This is a genomic window from Mesobacillus sp. (assembly GCF_049588175.1).
In the GTDB taxonomy this organism is placed as follows: domain Bacteria; phylum Bacillota; class Bacilli; order Bacillales; family Cytobacillaceae; genus Mesobacillus.
Genome location: NZ_JBAVFI010000043.1, coordinates 1 through 2472 on the forward strand (window position 1 = coordinate 1; position 2472 = coordinate 2472).

The 2472-nt window shown below is 43.1% G+C and carries 2 protein-coding genes and 1 pseudogene; all 3 read right to left on the reverse strand.

The features are described 5' to 3' along the window. A pseudogene (locus WB217_RS00950) lies at positions 1 to 155 on the reverse strand (homogentisate 1,2-dioxygenase); the annotation flags it as partial. A gap of 37 nt (positions 156 to 192) precedes the next feature. Continuing rightward, positions 193 to 1497: a fumarylacetoacetase gene (gene fahA, locus WB217_RS00955; protein ID WP_423989785.1), complete on the reverse strand. Its 1305-nt coding sequence runs from the start codon at positions 1495 to 1497 to the stop codon at positions 193 to 195. Continuing rightward, positions 1491 to 2472, reverse strand: a 982-nt coding sequence (locus WB217_RS00960; RefSeq protein ID WP_423989787.1) for a hypothetical protein, incomplete at its 5' end; no start/stop codon positions are given. The genes fahA and WB217_RS00960, both read right to left, overlap by 7 nt.

The following is a 2472-nucleotide window of genomic DNA, read 5'->3' on the forward strand; positions in this document are numbered from 1 at the left end:
ATTTGTGTAGGCGGGTTATGATGGTACAAAATTGATTGAAGACCGGAAAACCCTTTAGTCCCCATCACTTGTTCCCTAAAAAGCGACCCGTTCTCCTTTTTAAAAACGGTATGCCTTTTCCTTGGTATTTTCCCCATACTTTTATAGTAAGGCAAGAGTTGATTCCTCCTTTGCTTTCATTATCAAAGTCAATTAGCTTTTTATAGTCGTATATTCACTAGACTGCCCTTCTAACTTCTTAGCAGGCAAAACACGTCCAGTTACTTCTCCGAAACCCACTCGGAATCCATCTCCCTGACACCATCCGGTCATGATTAATTCATCGCCATCCTCTAGCCATATGCGCTCTTCTCCATTGGCCAATTTAATTGGTTCATTCCCGCGCCATGCAAGCTCCAGCATACTTCCCCTTGTTTCTCTTTCCCGGCCGCTGATGGTGCCAGATGCCAACAAATCACCAGGGTTGAGATTACAGCCAGTAATCGTGTGATGGGCAATTTGTTGAGCCATGCTCCAATAAAGATAACGGTAGTTGCTTGTTGTCAGCCGTTGCGGTGTTTCCATGTTTTCACCTTTAAGGTAAACCTCTAATTCAATGTCAAAAGAGCCAGCCCTATTCGTTTTCAAATAAGGTAGAGGCTCTGGTTCCTGTATGGGTCCGGAGGTCCGGAATGACTCAATGGCTTCCATCGGAATCACCCATGGAGAGATGGATGTTGCAAAGTTTTTTGCTAAGAAAGGTCCAAGTGGCTGGTACTCCCAGGCTTGAATATCGCGTGCGCTCCAGTCGTTTACTAATACTAAGCCGAATACATGCTCTTCTGCTTTGGCAACTGGGATTGGGTTACCAAGCTTGTTTCCTGACCCGATAAAGCAGCCAACCTCTAATTCAAAATCAAATTGCCGGCATGGAGAGAAAATCGGTTCGTTTGAATCAGGTGGTTTAATTTGACCTTGTGGCCGTATAATTTCCGTGCCACTTAATACAACAGAACTGGCACGTCCGTGATAACCAACAGGTAAGTGCGTCCAGTTCGGCATTAATGCATTCTCCTTGCCACGGAACATCGTCCCTACGTTAGCAGCATGCTCCTTTGAAGCATAAAAATCGGTATAGTCTCCGATTTTAACAGGCAGCAGCATATCCACCTCGCTTTGAAGCCTTAGTGCCTTCATTCTTAAGGATGAATCATCCCTTAGAGTCGGCACATCCTCTGTCAAAAGATGTTGAATAATCCCACGAACGTCCTTCCAGGCTTGCTTTCCCAATTCCATGAATCGGTTTAGGTTAGATTGATGGAAAACCTTATGGCCGCTCAAGGCTGTGTTGTTAAAATGACCTGCCTCATCGATGATCGAAAGGTCCAAAACATACTCACCAATCGCCACCCCCACTCGAGGTTCTTCCTGCGTTTCTTTCGACTGAAAAACTCCATACGGCAAATTCTGAATTGGGAAATGGGAGTTGGGATCTACTTTTATAAATGATGTTAACAACGGTATGCCTCCTTAAAAAAATTCAATTCTCTCAATTCGTCACATGGCTCATCAAAGCTGCAGGAACCATATGAGAATAACAATCTTCTGTATCGGCTAATTTCAGCTGCATTTACTTTTACATTTTCCCATGATAATTCTTGATCCTTGAATTTGAAGTGGACAGGCTGTTCATCTTCTAGAATTTCCACTAAAGTAGCCTTTTCTAGATTATGGGCATATGCGAAAATGCCAGCTGCAAATACATTTAAAAAGCCATGCATTTTTGTTTGCACTTCCTCCCGATACATCCTGATAGGGTGGTGCAAACCAGCAGTAAACTTCAGCGGCATCTTACGTTCTGCACAGCCTTTAATAAAAACAGCCACCTTCTCTGGTGATGGAAACATCTTGGCCTCTAGCCCGCCTGTTCTAAGCTTTACACCCAACGGATGATCGGCGGCGGCATTGTGAGCCGCAAATACATCCAGGGTTTCTAAAAGCTTTGCTTCCCAATCATGACTATCCGGAATTGTCACTTCAGTGAAAAGCTTTAGATTTTCAGTTTTGGCCATTTCCGAAAGAAGCTCTAGTTCCTCTAATTTTGGTACGGCAAGAGGCATTGGAAGTTCAAATGTGTCTATTTGTACTTTTTGTCCATACCTATCACGGAAACAAGCAATCTTCTTTAGTTCGGCATCAAAACCAATTACACAATCATGAAATTGATCATGCTTCATTCCCGTAACGGATAAAAGCAGGGGTACTTCAGAAGGTAATTTAGTTAGCGCTAACTCAAGCTCCTCTAATGAGCCAGCGGGAATAATAAAGGTGCCAAGCATCCAAGAGTCTGCACTTTCTTTATATGAGATATAATTATTGATTGCCTCATCAAGCGGTAAACGTGCTGGTGGAAATAGTCCGGCATAATCGATTAAGCTTTTTAGAAAAACCTCAATACTTTTATCCTCAACCTTAATGATTTCCTCGTTCACC